General features: G+C 62.5%; 1 protein-coding gene. It reads left to right on the forward strand.

All coding sequences use genetic code 11. The features are described from left to right. A partial coding sequence (locus tag EOD29_RS30700; protein ID WP_127248782.1) for an RNB domain-containing ribonuclease occupies nucleotides 1-405 on the forward strand: 405 nt, incomplete at both ends.

Raw genomic sequence — 405 nt, forward strand, 5'->3', positions numbered from 1 at the left:
CGCATTCATGACGGCCCGACGCTTGCCAAGCAGGAAGTTTTGCGCGAGTTCCTGGCGACACTCGGCATCTCGCTCGCCAAGGGCGGCAATATGCGGGCCAACAGCTTCAACGGCATCCTGGCCAAGGCGGACGGCACGGCACACCAGACCATGGTCAATGAGATGGTGCTGCGCTCGCAAAGCCAGGCGATCTACAGTCCCGAGAATATCGGACATTTCGGCCTCAACCTGATGAAATACGCCCACTTCACCTCGCCGATCCGCCGCTACGCCGATCTCATCGTGCATCGCGCGCTCGTCGGTTCGCTCGGTTTCGGCGAAGGCGGCATCACTCCCGACGAAGAAGCCTCGCTCGACGATATCGCCGCCGAAATCTCGACCTTCGAGCGCCGGGCGATGGCGGCC

It is taken from the genome of Mesorhizobium sp. M1A.T.Ca.IN.004.03.1.1 (genome assembly GCF_003997555.1).
Taxonomy (GTDB): domain Bacteria; phylum Pseudomonadota; class Alphaproteobacteria; order Rhizobiales; family Rhizobiaceae; genus Mesorhizobium.